This is a genomic window from Macrococcus brunensis (genome assembly GCF_004359615.1).
Classification (GTDB): Bacteria; Bacillota; Bacilli; order Staphylococcales; family Staphylococcaceae; genus Macrococcus; species Macrococcus brunensis.
Window position 1 is genome coordinate 22,492 of sequence record NZ_SCWA01000014.1, and the last position, 18,197, is coordinate 40,688.

The 18,197-nt window shown below is 43.0% G+C and carries 13 protein-coding genes and 1 pseudogene; 4 read left to right on the plus strand and 10 right to left on the minus strand.

All coding sequences use genetic code 11. The features are described from left to right. Positions 1 to 46: 46 nt before the first annotated feature. Positions 47 to 1,039: a BMP family ABC transporter substrate-binding protein gene (locus ERX27_RS08235; protein WP_165983134.1), complete on the minus strand. Its 993-nt coding sequence runs from the start codon at positions 1,037 to 1,039 to the stop codon at positions 47 to 49. 82 nt (positions 1,040 to 1,121) lie between these two features. On the opposite strand from ERX27_RS08235, the gene ERX27_RS08240 reads away from it, so the two are divergent. Continuing rightward, positions 1,122 to 1,313: a YjzD family protein gene (locus ERX27_RS08240; RefSeq protein WP_133432361.1), complete on the plus strand. Its 192-nt coding sequence runs from the start codon at positions 1,122 to 1,124 to the stop codon at positions 1,311 to 1,313. Positions 1,314 to 1,352: 39 nt separating this feature from the next. Here ERX27_RS08240 and clpB read toward each other — a convergent pair whose 3' ends face one another. Beyond that, positions 1,353 to 3,941 carry an ATP-dependent chaperone ClpB gene (gene clpB / locus ERX27_RS08245; protein ID WP_133432362.1) on the minus strand — a complete coding sequence of 863 codons (2,589 nt, stop codon included), beginning with the start codon at positions 3,939 to 3,941 and terminating at the stop codon, positions 1,353 to 1,355. Between the two features lie 162 nt (positions 3,942 to 4,103). On the opposite strand from clpB, the gene ERX27_RS08250 reads away from it, so the two are divergent. Further along, a complete protein-coding gene (locus tag ERX27_RS08250) occupies positions 4,104 to 4,799 on the plus strand; it encodes a Crp/Fnr family transcriptional regulator (protein ID WP_133432363.1) in 696 nt (231 codons plus the stop codon). Between the two features lie 34 nt (positions 4,800 to 4,833). Here ERX27_RS08250 and ERX27_RS08255 read toward each other — a convergent pair whose 3' ends face one another. After that, the gene (locus tag ERX27_RS08255; RefSeq protein ID WP_133432364.1) at positions 4,834 to 5,142 is read right to left on the minus strand and encodes a metal-sulfur cluster assembly factor; all 309 of its coding nucleotides are present in this window, start codon (positions 5,140 to 5,142) and stop codon (positions 4,834 to 4,836) included. A gap of 75 nt (positions 5,143 to 5,217) precedes the next feature. Here ERX27_RS08255 and ERX27_RS08260 point away from each other — a divergent pair, with 75 nt between their 5' ends. Both ERX27_RS08260 and ERX27_RS08265 read left to right on the plus strand, forming a co-directional pair. After that, the gene (locus ERX27_RS08260) at positions 5,218 to 6,060 is read left to right on the plus strand and encodes a Cof-type HAD-IIB family hydrolase (RefSeq protein WP_279434105.1); all 843 of its coding nucleotides are present in this window, start codon (positions 5,218 to 5,220) and stop codon (positions 6,058 to 6,060) included. A gap of 1 nt (position 6,061) precedes the next feature. Then, entirely contained in the window at positions 6,062 to 7,378 is a 1,317-nt protein-coding gene (locus tag ERX27_RS08265) for a CoA-disulfide reductase (protein ID WP_133432365.1), read from the plus strand. Between the two features lie 171 nt (positions 7,379 to 7,549). On the opposite strand, the gene ERX27_RS08270 is transcribed toward ERX27_RS08265, so the two are convergent. From ERX27_RS08270 to addB, 7 genes and pseudogenes are all read right to left on the minus strand, one after another. After that, a complete protein-coding gene (locus tag ERX27_RS08270) occupies positions 7,550 to 8,929 on the minus strand; it encodes an alpha-amylase family glycosyl hydrolase (protein ID WP_133432366.1) in 1,380 nt (459 codons plus the stop codon). A 107-nt stretch (positions 8,930 to 9,036) separates the two neighbouring features. After that, the gene (locus ERX27_RS08275) at positions 9,037 to 9,414 is read right to left on the minus strand and encodes a YisL family protein (protein ID WP_133432367.1); all 378 of its coding nucleotides are present in this window, start codon (positions 9,412 to 9,414) and stop codon (positions 9,037 to 9,039) included. Positions 9,415 to 9,503: 89 nt separating this feature from the next. Next, positions 9,504 to 10,403 (minus strand): fumarylacetoacetate hydrolase family protein, encoded by a 900-nt coding sequence (locus ERX27_RS08280; protein WP_133432368.1) that lies wholly within the window; start codon positions 10,401 to 10,403, stop codon positions 9,504 to 9,506. 14 nt (positions 10,404 to 10,417) lie between these two features. Then, positions 10,418 to 11,353: a hypothetical protein gene (locus tag ERX27_RS08285; RefSeq protein ID WP_133432369.1), complete on the minus strand. Its 936-nt coding sequence runs from the start codon at positions 11,351 to 11,353 to the stop codon at positions 10,418 to 10,420. Next, positions 11,350 to 12,153 carry a PD-(D/E)XK nuclease family protein gene (locus tag ERX27_RS11650; protein WP_424960617.1) on the minus strand — a complete coding sequence of 268 codons (804 nt, stop codon included), beginning with the start codon at positions 12,151 to 12,153 and terminating at the stop codon, positions 11,350 to 11,352. The genes ERX27_RS08285 and ERX27_RS11650 overlap by 4 nt, the downstream gene beginning before the upstream one ends. After that, a pseudogene (addA, locus tag ERX27_RS08290) lies at positions 12,133 to 14,793 on the minus strand (helicase-exonuclease AddAB subunit AddA); the annotation flags it as partial. The gene ERX27_RS11650 and the pseudogene addA, both read right to left, overlap by 21 nt. Beyond that, positions 14,783 to 18,148, minus strand: a complete 3,366-nt coding sequence (gene addB / locus ERX27_RS08295) for a helicase-exonuclease AddAB subunit AddB (RefSeq protein ID WP_133432371.1) — start codon at positions 18,146 to 18,148, stop codon at positions 14,783 to 14,785. The pseudogene addA and the gene addB, both read right to left, overlap by 11 nt. Between the last annotated feature and the right edge of the window lie 49 nt (positions 18,149 to 18,197).

Sequence of the window (18,197 nt, forward strand, 5' to 3'; positions counted from 1 at the left end):
CTGTTATTATAACCAGGTACTAATTTATCACAGAATTAGCTGAATTTCAATCTTGACGGTAGGCATCATGTTCAGCAGGAGGCGTCTCTCCACTCGGCAGTAAGTTTGTTTCTTTGTAGTGTGCAAGGTCTTTCTTTAACTGGGTCGTAAACTGATTATCCATTCGTCTGGAAAGTTTACCCACGCCCACCAGGTTCTCTTTAATGCCCCAGTTCAGTCTTCCACCTTTTAAGTTTCCTTCTTCATATAGTTTTGCTACTTTGACATAAGCGGCTGGGATCTTCACCTGAGTACTCATCAATACTTGTGGACCGTAGTTACTCTGATCGCTGATAAAACCGATGACGTTGGTATCATGATCTCTTGCATATGACATGATATCGGCATTGATGCCATCGCCAGCTGGAAACAGCACATCTACTTTTTTATTTTTGATGAAATTCTCTGCAATATCAGTACCCCGGCTGTCGTAGCTGAAGGTCTTGACGTAATATTCATGCAGTTTTATATTTTTATTTTCAAATATCGCACCGTCTTTAAAGCCTTCTATCTCTGGTTGAGATTTAAAAGAACCGATGACACCGATATGACCTGTCTTAGAATGATGTGCTGCAGTCATGCCACCGAAATAGCCCATTGTATAGGCATCAATATTAATGATGGTGACATTGTCCGCTTTAGATTCACCGTTAAATACGACAAAATGAATATCAGGATATTTTGCAGCGACCTCATTAAATGCATCCGAAAATTCCATACCTTGTCCGTAGAGAACCTGGACATTTCGGTCTGCCATCCGTTTGACAGCAGTCTTGATTTCTTCGTTCGTATTGATATTCTGTTCATAAAAGAATGCTGTTTCATATGACTGAGCAATTTCAAGCATTCCTTTGTATCCTTCTGTTCCCCATGTCTGGTCATACATGGAATCCGGAAATAGAAACCCAATTGTCGTCAATCGATGCTGGGGTCGACTGTAAAAAAAGATGGTGACCAAAAGTATAGCAACTAGTGCTACCAACAGACTTATTTTTTTCATATTTCGCCTCTCATGTAAGGGTATACTTTTTCTATGAACTCTTCTATAATCAATAGTATAACAATTATTGGGGGATTTTAACATGCATTATATTATGACGTTTGTATGGGCTTTTATCCTCGTCCATATGATCAATTTCGTACTGATGAGCTTAGGTGGCGGCAATGAACTTCATCTGATGACTGCAAATGTCATGGCGGTTGTTTTCGCTGTTCTGGCGCTTATCGTGGCTGCATTAATTCCAAATGATCCGATTCCAACCGATCATCACTAAAAAAGCACAGTAGCTTATTTTTAAGCTACTGCGCTTTTTTTATTGAAGTTCTAAATCAAGTTGGCCTTCCTTCATCGTGATATTGATATGTGCGCCTTCTGCAAGACTGTTCTGCAGTAAAAGACGAGCGACAGGCGTCTCAATATGTCTCTGCACGAAACGCTTAAGTGGACGAGCACCAAATTCTGGCGCATAAGCTTCTTTTGCCACCCATTCTTTAACGGATCGATCCACTGTCACTGACATGTGCTGATCCATCAGACGACGGTTCAGCTGATCAACAAATTTGTCGACGATGAAAGTCATGTCATTTGCGCTGAGTGGTTTGAAGAGCACGATATCGTCCATACGGTTCAAGATTTCCGGTTTGAAGTAACTATGCAGCGCTTCATCGACCTGACTGCGCGCTTCATCTGTAATCTCACCGTCCTCAATACCGTTCAACAAGTATTGTGAACCGATGTTACTCGTCATGATGATGATCGTATTTTTAAAGTCTACGATACGCCCTTTAGCATCTGTCAGACGGCCTTCGTCCAGAAGCTGCAGAAGTACGTTGAAGACATCACTATGGGCTTTTTCGACTTCATCAAGCAGAATCACTGAATAGGGCTGACGTCGAACCGCTTCAGTCAGCTGTCCGCCTTCTTCATAACCTATGTAACCTGGAGGCGCGCCGATAAGTCTCGCCACTGCGTGTTTTTCCATATATTCACTCATATCGATTCGAATCATATGTTTCTCTGAATCAAACATCGTACTAGCCAGTGCTTTGGCAAGCTCTGTTTTACCGACCCCAGTAGGACCCAGGAACAGGAAACTGCCGATCGGACGGTTTGGATCTTTTATGCCAGCACGTGCACGCACGACGGCATCTGCCACTAAATCGACTGCCTCGTCCTGACCGACAACACGTTCATGCAGAATATCGGATAGTTTCAGCAGTTTTTCTTTTTCTGTTTCCACTAGTTTAGAGATTGGGATACCTGTCCACTGCGATACGATGTAGCCGATCTCTTCATCTGTCACGACTTCACGGATCAGACGGTCCTTACCTTTCGTCTCTTCCTGAAAATCTTCTTCAAGCTGTGCCAGTTCTTTTTCGATTTCTGGGATCTTACCATACTGGAGCTCTGAAGCTTTCGCTAAATCATAGTTATTCTGCGCTTCTTCCAGCTGTGTACGGTATTGATCCAGTTCAGAGCGTTTTTCCTGTAAGACCTGGATCTGTGATTTCTCTTTTTCCACTTTAGCCGCAAGAATCTGCTGTTTCTCTTTCTCATCAGCAAGCTCTTTCTGCAGTTCGTCAAGACGCATACGGCTGGCACTGTCTTCTTCATTTTTCAATGCTTTTTCTTCAATTTCGAGCTGCAGTACTCGACGATTGACTGCATCCAGTTCAGTCGGATTAGATCCCATCTCTGTACGGATCGTCGCACAGGCCTGGTCAACTAAGTCGATGGCTTTATCCGGCAGGAATCGATCAGTAATATAACGGTCTGACAGTTCAGCTGCCGCAACGAGTGCTCTATCCTGAATACGAACACCGTGATATACTTCGTATCTTTCTTTCAGGCCACGAAGAATAGAGACAGTATCTTCAACGTCCGGTTCTGCTACCAGTACTTTCTGGAAACGACGCTCTAAAGCAGAATCCTTCTCGATATATTGACGATACTCATTCAGCGTAGTCGCACCGATGCAGTGAAGTTCTCCGCGTGCAAGCATCGGTTTTAACATATTGCCGGCATCCATCGCCCCTTCTGTTTTACCGGCGCCGACCATCATATGAATCTCGTCAATGAACAGAATAATCTGTCCTTCACTTTCCTTCACTTCTTTTAACACGGCTTTTAAACGTTCTTCAAATTCACCGCGGAATTTAGCGCCTGCAACTAGTGCACTGAGATCCAGTTCAAAAATAGTTTTGTTCAGAAGTGATTCCGGCACGTCTTTACGAACGATACGCTGTGCCAGTCCTTCGACTATGGCAGTCTTACCGACACCCGGTTCCCCGATTAAGATAGGATTATTCTTGGTCTTACGACTTAAAATACGAATCGCGTTACGAACTTCTTCATCTCGTCCGATAACCGGATCCATTTTACCGTTACGGACTTCCTCAACTAAGTCTCTCCCATATTTTTTCAGTACTTCATATTGAACTTCAGGATTTTGTGATGTCACATGGTTTCCTCCTCTGATCTGATTAATGATTTCTTTAATGACTTCTGATTTGCTGCCGACAAACTCGCGTGTCAGTCCATGAGACTGAACGGCTGCCAGTATGAGATGTTCCACTGATAAATAGTCATCTGACATTTCTTTTTGCAGTTGCTCAGATTTTTGTATCAGCTGGTTCAAGTCATTGCTTAAATACTGACCGTACTGCATATTATCACCACTGACTGCGGGCAGACTATTCAATCTTTCTTCCAGTTTAGCGGTATATTCTTTTAAGTTCAGGTTCGCTCTTTCAAAAACCGTGGACAGCATACTATCCGTATCTTTAGCAAAATGCAGTAAAATACTTTCAGGTTCAATGGTCTGCATTTTCCGTTCTACGGCATCACTTTGGGCTGCTTCAACAGCGGTCTGGACATTGTAAGTCATTTTATCTGCGTTCATATTGCCACCTCATTTGACTATATTTGACCTTTAATAATATTATATATCCATTTTATGCGTGTGACAAACATCATGCTTTTCATATCGGAAAAATTTAAATCGTGCCATATTATGAAAAACGTCTATGCTATAATAGAAAAAAAGCGGACAAGGATGAATAGTATGGTACAAATCAATTTTCATGAAGCCACGAACGTCGTCAACTATATTCTGGATAACGGTAAAGAAGAATCCTTTAAAGCAGGGCAGTATATTTATCAGGCAGAAGACCCGGCGGACTATATCTATGTCATCAAAAGCGGCATCGTCCTCATTAACCGTATGGTCGAAGATGGTAAGGAACTATCCATGAAGATGCTGTCAAGCCGTTCTATTTTTGGCGCTGTGACGCTGTTATGTGGTCCTAAGAAACATTCACTCTTCGCTAAAGTGAAGTCAGCTGCCACTGTCCGCAAAATTGAACTGAAGACTTTCGAGACCGCTTTACTAGCTGATGAAGTCATGAAGTATGAATGGATGCTCTGGCAGCAGAATGAAAATAGCAAAAATGAATATAAGATGCGTGATTTATTTACCCTCGGCAAAAAAGGAGCGCTCTATTCAACATTGATCAGACTCAGCAATACGTACGGCGTTAAGCAGGAAGAAGGTATTCTGCTGAATGTTGAAATGACAAATAATGACCTTGCGAATCTGTGCGGCACGACCCGAGAAGGTATAAACAGGGTCATCAGTCAGCTGAAGACTGATGATATCATCAGTGTTAAAGGTAAGTACATTATGCTTAAAAACATCCAGTACCTCAAAGATGAAATCAGCTGTGAAAGCTGTCCAATTAATATCTGCAGAATCGAATAAAAAAACCCGCAGAAAATAATCTGCGGGTTTCTGATTAGCTGACACCAAGTGCAATCTTAGCGTAACGGCTCATCATTTCTTTATTCCAAGGTGGATTCCAGACGATATTCACTTCGACACCTTTAATTTCTGGTAATTCGCCGAGTGCTGTCTTCACCTGATCAATAATCTGAGGTCCCATTGGGCAGCCCATAGATGTTAAAGTCATATCAACAGTGACGATACCGTCATCATCCATATCGACGTGATAAACAAGTCCTAAATTAATGATATCAATTCCAAGCTCTGGATCAATAACGTTTTCCAGTGCACCGAGAATACTATCTTTCATTGCTTCTTCCATGCTATTCACTCCTTCCATTCACTTTCTCTAACTATAACAAATTCCTTAACTATCGCCAATTAAATGATATGATAGATGGCAGAAAGGATTGAACTGATGAACGCTAAACACTTAATCTGCCTCGATCTCGATGGCACTTTACTTACAGATGAAAAAACTGTTTCACCTTATACTAAAAATATTCTTCAGCAATTAAAAGAGCAAGGGCATGAAGTGATGATCTCAACCGGTCGCCCCTATCGCGCCAGTGAAATTTATTACAATGAACTCGGCCTGGATTCACCGATCGTCAACTTCAATGGTGCTTTTATCCATCATCCAAAAGACGATACTTTTAAAGTTGTGCATGAACCGCTCGATTTATCAATCGCAAAAGCTATATTCGAACAGCTGGAAGACTTGAACATCCAGAATATCATCGCTGAAGTGAAAGACCATATTTATTTCCATTACCACGATGAATACTTGTTCCACGGCTTCACGATGGGTAATCCAGTCGTTCAAAATGGTGACTTAAATCTCACATTGCAGGAGGAACCAACTAGTATTCTGATCCAGGCAGAAGAAGAACATGTCCCTGCTATCCGTGAGCACTTAAGCGATGTCTATGCAGAACAACTGGAACATCGTCGCTGGGGTGCACCTTACCCTGTCATCGAGATCGTCAAAAAAGGAATCAATAAAGCTGTCGGTATTCAATATGTTTCTGAAACATTAGGTATTAAACAGGAACATATCATCGCGTTTGGCGATGAAGACAATGATTTCGAGATGATAGAGTATGCCGGCACAGGTATTGCCATGGCTAATGCCATCCAGGAACTGAAGTTGCGGGCTGATGAAGTCACACTTTCCAACAATGAAGATGGCATCGGTGTATTTTTAGCTCGTTACTTTAATCTTGAAGGGAGAACTTAATATGAAAATCATCGTAGTAGGCGCAGTCGCAGGTGGCGCAACCGTGGCCTCACAGATTAGACGTGAGCTGCCAGACGCAGAGATCGTTGTTTATGAAAAGGGTCGCGATATGAGTTTTGCCAATTGCGGACTCCCCTATTATCTCGGCAATGAAATCGAAGACCGTTCGAAACTTGTACAGGCTTCAGCAGATTCTTTCAAGGAACGAAAAGAAATTGCGGTTCATCTCTACCATGAAGTAACCGCTGTTGATACAGCGAATAAATCTGTGATCGTTCACAATCATCTGACAAATGCTACGACAGAAGAGAACTATGACAAACTCATCCTAAGTCCCGGCTGTAAAGCCGTTCGTTTACCTCAGCTTAAAGGTTCTGACATCACATTCCCGGTGAGAACACTGGAAGATACAGATATCATTGAACAGCATATTGAGCAATATGATGTTCGAAAAGCACTTGTCATCGGTGCAGGATATATCAGTCTCGAAATGATTGAGAACTTAAAAAATCGCGGACTTGACGTTACACTTCTCCACCGAAGTGAACGCTTGCTTAAAACGATGGATGCACAGTTTTTACCGCACTTAATGAACTGTCTGAAGGAAGAGTCCATTAAGACCCAGTTAAATGATGAAGTAGCTACTATAGAAGGCAGGACTGTTACATTTAAATCCGGTTTTTCTGAAGACTATGACCTCGTCATCGAAGCAGTAGGGATTACGCCGAATACCGATTTCTTAGAAAATAGTCACCTTGTCCTGAATGACAAAGGTTATATTGTGACAGATGAGTATTTCCAGACATCCAGTCAGGATGTTTATGCACTTGGAGATGCAATTGAAACATTCTATATGCATACTGGCGCCAAAACAACCGTCGCACTTGCATGGGGAGCGCACCGCGCAGCAAATCTGATCGCGGGAAATCTTGCGGGTAAAATGAAAGCATTCAATGGCCTTCTTGGCACAAATATTATCCGCTTCTTTGACCATGCCATTGCAAGTGTAGGTATCAGTGAAGCAGAAGCGAAAGAATATGGTGCAGCACATGTATCCTTCGATCAATATCCACAGGCAAGATACATGCCGCGCTCACATCCGATGCATATATCAGTCTATTACGATAAAGAGACACGTCAGATTTTACGTGCCTGCTTCTTCGGTAAGCAAGGTGTTGATAAACGAGTGGATGTCATAGCAACTGCGATAATTGCTAAAATGACGATTGACGACTTAAAAGATATCGAAATCGCCTATGCACCGCCTTTCTCAGCACCAAAAGATATCGTCAATATGATAGGCTATCGTGCAAAATAATAGATATGAAGAAGACCGCAAGTCCGGTGAGGGCTCGCGGTCTTCAATTTGTTGTGCGGGGTGTTATCAGCGATAAATCACATTTATCGCCAGTAACCCATGTATTTTCAACGTTTAGCCATAGTTATCAGCGATAAATCCTATTTATCGCCAGTAACTCCTACTAAACACCTATCTATTCCGCTTCGATTTTCTTGCGGCCAGTATGATAAACAGTGTAAATGCAACAACGACACCGATTGAAGCAATGATGTAACCAATGTTCAGTCCTCTGTCATCAATGATCGCATACAGTTCTGCTTCTTCACGGTTTGTGATGAGCTCAAACTTACCCTCTTTTTCATGGATGGAGTCACCGATCAAGAGTCCACTTAACATCTTTCCTTTAGGTACGACATCAGTGCCAAGCTCGACTTTAGTCGCTTTATCTGTGTTATTAAGATTATAAATAAAGTCCACTTTCCCCGTATCATAGTGAATGACCTGATGACCAGCTTTATTCATGAGTACCTGCATCTTACCCTCAAACATTTCACGATATTTATCAAATACTCCTGAAGTTGCCTTCAAATAGTCGGTCACTTCTTTTTCTGTTCGGAAATCCAGCAGCTGGTGCATTTCAGGCATCTTGCCACCATTCATCGCAATCTCTGTGCCGTAAGTCATACTCATCGGCTGTTTCTGGCTGAGAAGATAGCTGAGCAGTAACTTAATGCGTGTACCCGGAAACATGTTTTCATCCGCGGCATACTTTGTAAAACGTGGCATAAAGAAGTTATCTGCTGCGAGCAGTTCATTTTTAACGAATGAATCCGGTAATGGCTGATCTGTTTTCTTAAATCCGTTTGCCAGTTTTAAAGTCGTTTCTTCTTTTTGTACATAATCAAAGTTTTCTGCTGTCATGTCTTTGTTCAGAATAGCCATATTCATTGGCAGGTCAGGCATCACTTTATCCGCGTCAATGCCATCCTGCAGCGTATACATAGATAGACCGTCTACTTGATAATCTTTGACGAAGGCAGCCATTTTTGCCTTATATTTTTGCTGGTTAGCCGCATTCTTCAGATCAATAATCTTAGTATCGCCGTAATATTCTTTCTGGATATCATTCATCACAGGCGTCTTTACTGCAGTAAAATCATTAGTTGCGACGACCGGCATATCAACAACGATTTTCATTTTCTTCTCATGAATCTTTTTGATCAGCTCCTTGAAGTGCTGATCGCCGCCGTAGACATCATCAATCTTGTCATAGCTCGTGACTTTGTAACCCAGATAATCATTCTGTTCATGCTTGAATATCGGTGAGATATGGATGACGTTAAAGCCCATATCTTTGATATAATCCAGTTTGCTTTCAATCCCTTGAAAATCCCCACCATAGGGCAGTTGATCGTCATCATTATTATGTATGTGTGCATTGTTTTTTTCTGTGCCATTTAAGAAACGGTCAACGACTAAACTATAAACTCTCGGCTGCGATTTCTCCTGTGCTTGTGCAGCCGGCGCAACCATTAGGCCTGCCATCAGCAGTAATATCATTTTCTTCATTTCTATCCCTCTATTCGCTTAATACTTTAAATTATACTTGAAGAGACAGAAATTGTGGCTTAATTCATAAAAAGTTCATAAGAAAAAGCTGATTCCGAAGAATCAGCTTAGTTGAACATTGCTGAAATAGGTCCCATAGGTAACCAGATACCCATGCCGATTGTCAGTAATGCGAAGAAAATAACTAAATAGAAGAAAGTACGAGAAGGTTTCTTCTTTTTCTTTTTAGCGAGTGTCATTTCCATCAGACCGATTGTAATCAGACCCAGCAGAAATTTAATGCCATACTGAGCTGCCATACCGCCGCCCATTGTCTGGAAGAACACGACACCGCCACTGATCAGCGTCAGTAATAAAAAGACTCGCAGTACCATATGAAGCGGTTTGAAGTATTGGCTTGGTCCTTGACGATCAGAGAAGTTCTGATAAGCAGCAAAGAAAAGAATGATAGCTAGAATCCAGCTTAAAATATGAAGATGTAACATCTGTATCCTCCTTTCATGTATTTACTATCAGTTTAACATATTCATGTCCAAAAAAGAAAAGAGCTAAACGCTCTTTTCTTTCTTCTCACTTATTCAGCAATCGTATTGACTAATGTGCCGATACCATCAATAGAAACTTTGACTTCATCTCCTGACTTCAGGAAGACCGGCGGATTCATGCCTGCGCCCACGCCACTTGGTGTACCTGTCGCAATAATATCACCCGGGTGAAGCGCTACGTATTTAGAAACTTCTGCAATCAGATCGTCAATCTTCAGAATCATATCTGAAGTTGAACCGTCCTGACGAATCTCGTTATTGACTTTCGTTACGATGTTGACGTTCTCAGGATTCGGCAGTTCATCTTTTGTAGCGATGTATGGACCCATCGGACAGCCGCCAATTAAACTTTTACTTAAGAAAGCCTGCAGATGCTCCTTCTGAAGATCACGTGCTGTAATATCATTGATGATGGTATAACCATAAACATAATCAAGTGCAAGACCTTTTGGAATCTTGTGACCATATTTACCGATAACAATACCAAGTTCGCCCTCATAGTCCAGCTGACTTGTCACATCTGCGTGTAGTGGAATCGTATTCCCATCACCTACTAAGCTTGATGGTGCTTTAGTGAATACGTAGAGACGGTCCACTTCATTATTCAGCTCTTTCGCATGTTCCTGATAGTTACGACCGACCGCAATGACGTTGTTCGTCGGTGTTACTGGAGGCAGGAATTTGATATCAGCAAACGGTGCTTTGTAGCTCTCTTTATCGCCCTGCTCTTCTGCTTTAGATACCACCTGGCGTACCGCTTCCTGAAAATCTATTTCTGCATTTTTCTGTAACCCTTCAAGCAATGTTTTCGGATAGTCAGCATCCCCAAATGCTTCAAACACTTTCGGTAAAATCCATGCTGCTTCCTCGCGTTTTACTTTAACGCCGTATGTTTCTTTACCTTGATACTCGAATGAAAGAAATTTCATTGTGGTCACTCCTTCTATGTTTGTTCTTCATTATACAGAATATTTGAATTATTCGCATGCATTTTCCGTTGAAATACAAAATAGATAATGACAGCGACAACAAATATCACGACGCCACGCATCAGAACCACTTCTACTGCGAGATTTTTATAGTCTCCGATACCGAGCGCTGTAAAGGCAAGCATCATCATAAGGGAACTAATGATGATAGCGGGTACAACAGCCAGTTTAGCAGTCCCGCGCAGAATCAGATAAAGCGCAATCCCCTGTAGAAGGCCACCGATCATGGCCAATATAGAGAAAGCAAGAACAGATTCCGTCTGGGTCATCAGTGTCTTCAGTATCGTACCGGCAGAAAACAGGACAATTCCAGGTAAGACTCTGTACTTCATGCTGCTGAAATCAATCAGCAGTAAAGGCGTGATGATAAATAAAGCCGTCGCAATGATGACTCTGTAATCCGTCATCAAGCTATGCGTCACATAACTTAAATAGTCATGAGACCTGTAAAGTGAGACAATCTCCTGGAACTTTGCCGCGTCCATAAAGGTTTCACTTGAAAAGAATAAAATCAGCAAAGGGACTGCGACTATAAAAACGCCGATACCAAGAAGCAAATAGCCCACCCAGCTTTTTTTGATTAACCGTGCAAGCAGTAGTCCAAGACCGAGTGCAAGTATATAGCCCATCGAGCTGAACAGCCATTTATCTAATAATCCGAACGCAATGATCATGGAAATCATGCGTATAGACACGTCTATCTGTTTCAAGACAAGCGGAATAACGGCCTGTCCAACCCCAAATGCCAGAATAACAGTGAGCAGGAACGTCGAGCGTTCAGGCTGCTCAAAGTATTCAGCAGGTACCGTCATCATAAAAGGGTGCGCCATTTTCAGGCTGCCTTCTAATATTAAAGCTAGTAAACCGATTAACACTAACACATGTTTCATGATTCAACCTCGAGTTCCATGTAATCGAAGAAATAAAGATAGCCTTTAACCGGCTGTTTCAGCATTTCTTCAAGAGCTTTCTGATAGTAATACATCTGAACCGCATATCGTTTTCGCGCCTCTAGTGCTGCATCATGCATAGAGCCGCCCAGTCTCGGAATCAGACGGTCTGTCTTAAAATCGACAAAGTAGTACTGCCCCTCAAGCTTATAGACACAGTCAATCATCCCCTGAACAAGCGGTTCGACCGGCGCTCCTTCTATCAATTGCCCCGTCAGATAGGATTTGCCGATAACAAACGGTAATTCAGTATAGCGTTCTCCTTCAGACATCTTCTGGTATAGTTCTGACGCAGAAAAACGAATAAGCGCTTCCTGATCGATGAGTCTGCTATCATCTTCTGAGATGATTTTTTTATCAATGAGCGCTTGCAGCAGACTATCAATATCAGCTTTATTTTTAACAGCACCATCGTATGGAAAATGCTGCATGACCGTATGCATCAGTGTACCCCGTTCTGCTGCCGTCTTCTTCACTTCAGACATAAATTTTGGCCGCTCGTAGCTCGCACGCTCCAGCTGATACTGGTTGACGAGTGTCCAGGTGGTCGCATCATCATCGACTTCAGTCTGACGCTTAATATCTGAGACAGACTCTTTCGTCGGCAGCTTATTGAGTTCAAGGTAAGGATACTGATAATCTGCTCTTTCAACGAGCCAGTCAGGTGAACGCGGTGTTGTAATGGTATCAGTGACCACTGCGTCATGCGTTACATCATCCAACTCACGAATAATCTTCATATCCAGTGCCTGTGTTGCCACAATCAGTTCAAGTGGTTTCGTCGCATTTAGTCTGAAAAACTCATCTTTTGCATCCTGCTGCTGCCACGCTTCAAGTTCTTTTTCTGTCGCAGAACCGACCAGAATCAGCTGCTCTTTCGCACGTGTAAACGCAACATACATCAGTCGCATTGATTCAGAGATGCTCTCGCGGCGTCCTTCCTTCTTAAAGTACTGACTGAAAAGCGTCGGATAGCTGTAATGATGCGTCTGATCATAATAAGTCATCGCAACGCCGAGCTTCTGATTAGGGATGACAGCTCCTGATAAATCCATCATATTGAATTTTTTACCGAGCTCTGAATAGATGACGTACGGGAATTCCAGTCCCTTACTCGAGTGAATCGTCATCAGTCTGACGACATCCGCTTCTTCAGATAAGATGTTCACTTCACCGAAATCTTTATTTTTATCAATCATATTGTCCACATATCTGATGAACTGGAACAGACCCCTGTAGCTTGAGCGTTCGAAATCCTCAGATTTAGCCAGCAGTCCTAACAGATTGGCGCGTCTTTGCTCACCACCGACGAGCATTGAGAATTTTTCGACGACATACTGTTCCTCATAAATCATTTCAAGCAGCTGTCTGACACCTATCGTTCTGGCTGCACTGCGATAATGGTCCAGCAACTTGATAAAGTGTTTTACTTTTTCAGCAAGGGGGGTCCGGTAAGTGTCTGCGTACTCCAGCATATCCTGGTAAAAATATTGGCTGGATTGTCTCAAGTCGACGAGTTCTTCTTCATTGAACTGAAACAGGAGTGAACGCAGGGCACCAACTAAATGATTATCCTGCAGCGGATTATCAATGATGCGTAGCAGACTGATTATCGTCCGTATCTCATCTGTTTCAAAATAGCCGCTACGGCTGTTGACATGAAACGGAATATCGTATTTTTTAAAGGTCTGCTGCAGTGCTGCAGTATTTGAGACTTGCCGCTGCAGGATGACAATATCTCGGAAAGACGCCGGTCGATATTGTTTTTTATCATAAACTTCGCCATGCGCGACTATATCCATAATTTTGCGGGCGATCCATTCACTCTCGAGCGGTTCATCATTCTTGATGATGACATTCAGTTCCGTCTGATGAGGCGCGTCATCGAATGCTGCACCGAAGTACAGCTGCTGGCGTTCATCGTAATCGACTTCACCGACTGCCTCGTCCATTATTCTGCTGAACACGCCGTTCGTGTCTTCAATCACTTCACGCCGTGAACGGAAGTTACGTGATAGATCGATGACCTGCCCATTTGTTCCATCAAAACGTTTATATTTATCAAGGAAAAGACCGGGTTCTGCCTGACGGAATTTATAAATGGACTGCTTGACGTCCCCTACCATAAATAGATGCCCGTTATTGATGCTCTGCAGAATCGTTTCCTGCACGCGGTTAGTATCCTGGTACTCATCGACCAGAATCTCCTGATACTTCTGCTGCAAGTTAAGGGCAATCGGCGTCGGCTGTCCGTTTTTCAGTAAAATATCAAGCGCCAGATGTTCATAATCTGTGAAGTCCAGTATCTTCCGCTCACGCTTATTACGGCTGAATGTCTCAATCAGCTCATTCGTCAGCTGACCGAGCAATGTCATCTCATCTGCCATCTCATGTAAGTCCTGTATCATGTCTTCAGGCGACGCGAAGAAATAATCTGTCTTAACCGCATTCAAAATTTCCTTCGCCTGATTGAACTGTGCTTTAATGCGATCTTCTTCATCCGCATCAAGACGCATATCTTCAAGATCTTTTTTAAATCTGAAAGGCGGCGTCGACCAGTTTTCGAGTTCAGTCAGACGGTGATAGAGTGCCGTATAATCTCCGCTGATCTGCTCCAGTTGATCAATATAAGCTTCAGCTTTTAAATATTGTTTTTCGTAGACCGGACTATCCAGTTCAGCTGCCGCCTCTCTGAAAAGCGTCAGTGCACGTTTGACTTCTGTAATGACAGATGCCTGCATCGCTTCGATTATCGGATGACTGAGTGATATCTCTCTATAAAGGTCCGGCAGGTGCATCAGCCATTCTTTCGGTGCTGGATTTGCCACTGCAAAATAATAGAGCTTCTGTACTGCATCCCGGAGAGACTGATCACTCCTGTCGCTTGACAGATGAAGATTCGTCTTCAGAAAAGCATCAGTTGGCGATTCATAGTGCTTCTCCATGACTTCATCGAGTGACTGCATCAAAAGAAGTGTTCCTTCTTCATCACTCGCCGTCCTGAATACAGGATCTAAATCTATCGTATAATAATACTGTTCAATCAGATTGAGACAAAATCTATGCAATGTTGAAATCTCGGCGGCATGGATTTTAACAAGCTGTTCTTTGAGATGATCAGTCGGATGGTTGATGACTTCCCGCCTGATCGCCTGATGGATTCTTTCCTTCATTTCTTTGGCACTGGCATTTGTAAATGTGACGACGAGAAGTTCATCCAGTCCCATCTCTTCATGAATAATCTTCTGGATAATTCTTTCGACAAGTACAGCTGTTTTACCGCTTCCCGCTGCTGCTGCAACGAGGACATCTGACTCGCCAGCTATAATGGCCTGCCACTGTGCATCTGTCCACTGGGCATCGATTGGTTTAGTTCTCATCTGTCTCTCCTTTCAAAAGTGCTTTGACATCTATCTTTTCATCGACATGTCTGACATCGTCACCGTTGACTAATGGATCGATATGACACGTTGACCTGAAGTTACAGAACTGACAAGGCAGCTGCTTATTGAATTCAAGTGGTGCTACCTTAGTCTCACCGTCCATAATTGCAGTCGCTGTCTGGACGTAATTGTTTCTATTGATATCAATGAGTGCATGTATCTCTTCTTTAGACAGACGTTTTGATCGACTGTCGAAAACACCTTTTTTTGTCATAGTGACTGGAATGACACTCGATTTAACGCCTGCCTCCAGTTCAGTATCCAGTTTTGCAGCTATATCCAGATCGTCCACGACAAATCCTTCCAGCTTATAAGCTTCAATATAGCGCTTCGCATGTTCAGCAGTCTCCTTTTTAAGTCCATACTTCAGATAGGGCTGCTGAACATGGAAATAAAGCATCGCCGCTGGATCCAGCGTATGCGGCGTCAGCTGGTCAGCATTTTGCAGCACAACATCCATATAAGTCAGCATCTGCATCTGCTTCCCGTAGTAAACTTCGTTTAAATGAAGCGCATGTCCAGACGATTTGTAGTCAATAATACTGACATAATCCCGGTCATCTCCCTTTAAAAGATCAATGCGGTCAATCTGTCCTCTGATAGAAATCGGCACACCCTGCTCCGTATATATTTTAGCTGCCCGGAACTGTTCTTTTCGTACTGGATCGCCTGAGAAACTCTGCTCAAAACGCGACATGCGGAAATGTGTGCGGGACTGCTGCAGCTGAATAACAGATAGAGTCTCTGTCAGAATTTTAGTGATCTGACGCACCATATACTGATAATATGCTTTAGAATAAAGCACCTGGTACTGAACATCCGGAATTAGACTCTGCAAGGTCACTTCGACGTACTGCTGCAGCTCTTTTTTATCCATTGTGACAACTCTGTCCTTGATTTCCTCGGAAATCATTTTAAGTGCATGGTGGAAAATATTACCGAGCTCGAAGTTCTGGAACTCAAAGGGCTGTCTGATGTTGAGTGCAAGCCCGTGTGCTGCAAAATGTTTAAATGGACAATTGTTATAGGTCTCAAATCTAGAAACGCTTGCCTTGATTTCGTTACCGTATATTTTTCGTGTCCGCGCTTCATCCAGTTGAACAGTCTGATTACGATAATCCCGCAGACTGATGATGCTGCGGAAGACAGCAAACTGATTCATCCATTCCTGTACATACTGCCATTCAGGATTATCCTGCTGTTCAATAACGTGACTGACGCCAGCTGCAATCGTTTCAATTAACGTTTCCGGGTCCTGTTCAGCGCTTAGATGCCTTACTTTAAGGTCAGGGAATATGGCCTTCAGCTGACTGATGTAGCTGGACGGCTGTCTCGCACTTCCGCCTTCATCCATCAGACTGTAAGTGATATGCAGCGCTTCTGACGCATGGGTCAGCACTTGATACGCAACGAAACTTTCATCTATTGTCAACGCAAGACTTGATGGCGCCAGTCTGACGTCAGCTGCTGCTTCCACAAATGATTTATCCTGATCCGTGATCAGTGCATTGTCTTTATTCGCTCTAGGAAGAACATCCTCATTGAATCCGACAGCAAAGACACATGGCGTGTTTTCAATACGCGCAAGATCCATATTGAGAAGCTGTACTTCGTCCAGTGCCTGCGGGATACTGGAAAACTCAAGCGTCGTCAGACCGACATCCAGCATGTCCTTCATCGTCTGAAAGTCGGTCGCTTTATCTGCAAGCATCTCCACCAGTTCATCTAAAAGACTGATAATACCTGTATAAACCTGCTCGTTGTTAAGTGCTTCACTATTCAGACCCTGTTTAGCAAGTCGGTCTTTTTCAGCCATCAAATAATCAGGCAGCTTAATTTCTTCTAAAAACTGATAGAGCTCGAGCGCAAAATCATGCGCATTCGTCACATCCTGAAGACTCAGAATCCGGGTCATCAGCGGTGTGATATACGTTCTGAACTGATTCATCTGCTGCCATTCTTCTTCGCCGTATGGTTTGCGCTTATCATAGAAGAACCGCGCGTCTTCAAGCCAGCGATTAAAAGACAGTCCGCGTTCTATGACTGTATTCTCAAGCATATCAATCAGCAGCTGATCATTCTCCATATCAAAACGGCGCGACAGAAGTCCCGTTTTTAATACTCTGAACAGATGCTCCGTCTGCCAGGGCTGACTGATGAAATCGAGTAAAGAGCGCACCAGTTCGACTGCCGGATGATGAATCATCTGTTCTTTCTTGTCTGTATAAAATGGAATATGGTATTTTGAGAAATATTCTTTAAAGAGATTGATATAGTTGTCATCCCGGTAAAGGACTGCTGTATCCGCATAACGATAACGGCCTGTTCGTGCCTGTCTATGGATGGTTCTGACGACATGTTCAACTTCCTTGCGCATACTGGCCGCTTCACTAATCGTCATACCTTCTGCCTGACCTGTTGCAGGGAGGAGCGCATCAAACTGCTTTTCAATCAGAGCGAGCGCAGGGTTTTTAAACCGTGCAGTGTCCGCCAGCTGCTCAACATGCACGGTGACATCCGCTGCATGAAAGGTTTCTGTCAGTAAATTATAGGTCTCAAATGTCTTTCTGAACGTTTCATTCATGGCTGATAAATCAACCGTCAATGTCAGCGTCATTGATTTAGCATATTTAGCGAGCTGCTGAATGACCTGGTATTCAAGTGCAGTAAAGTTATGAAACCCATCGATATATATATCAGCTTTACGAATCGTTTCAGAATTCGGGATTCTGTCATAAAGAAAATGCAGGATATCTTCTGCCTGTGTGTAATGTCCCGAAAGTTCAGTCTCAAGCAGCTTGTATATCAATGATATATCATGTAATTTGTGCTGCGTTCTGACTGGAAATGAATCGTCCATACTGAAGTTTTCAAGCATCTCTGCGCTGACATCATACTTCTTAAAGTCTTTGATGGCTTCTGTCACTTTCTGACTGAAACCATAAAAACGTGCAGATGAACGGAACAACTCTAAATGTTCCTGCTGTTCTTTTAAAATCATATGCACCAGCATCTCAACGCCGGAGCTTGAGATCATATCTTCAGTCAGGCCGCCCTCCTCACTTAAAATACGCCATGATAAGCGGTCAAAACCGTATACTGAGGCGCGAAGACTCCCTTTGATTTCAGGGTCACGGGCTAACTGCTGTTCAAAAGTATAAGTACTCTGCTTCGGTGTGATAATAATAATCGGATCTCCGAGCGGCACTTCACGGATCGCATTTTTAACCGATTCCATGATGCGATGTGTTTTGCCGCTGCCTCGTCGACCGAGTAATAACTGAACTGACATAATATCCCCCTTATTAAAAAACACTTTTTATACGGATATAAAAAGTGTT